This is a genomic window from Pedobacter sp. 01N416, assembly GCF_056399685.1.
The window spans coordinates 1-366 of record NZ_JBFTRT010001153.1 but is presented as its reverse complement, the minus strand read 5'-3'; the positions used below and the strand labels follow the sequence as shown (position 1 = coordinate 366).

1 protein-coding gene is annotated in these 366 nt (G+C 45.4%); it reads right to left on the bottom strand.

What is annotated here, in order from left to right:
• On the bottom strand, positions 1 to 366 hold a 366-nt coding region (locus tag AC1DND_RS29670), incomplete at both ends, for a beta-ketoacyl synthase N-terminal-like domain-containing protein (protein ID WP_477586652.1).

The following is a 366-nucleotide window of genomic DNA, read 5'->3' as shown; positions in this document are numbered from 1 at the left end:
ACCCAAAGCCGCACCGATCCCATCAGGAGGGGTTCCGGTTAGGTGATATGCATCAGCGGCCATTCCACCACCAATAATTTCGGCATAAATGTGGGCACCACGTGCTAAAGCATGATCCAGATCTTCTAAAATCAATGCACCTGCACCTTCGCTCATTACAAAACCATCTCTGTCGGCATCAAAAGGTTTAGAAGCCCCTTGTGGATCCTCGTTATTTTTAGATAGAGCCTGAGCAGCATTAAAGCCACCTACAGATGACTTGGTCAACGCAGCTTCAGAACCACCGGCAATCATTACACTTGCTTTTCCTAAACGAATGGTATCGAAAGCATTGATAAAAACGAATGGTATCGAAAGCATTGATAA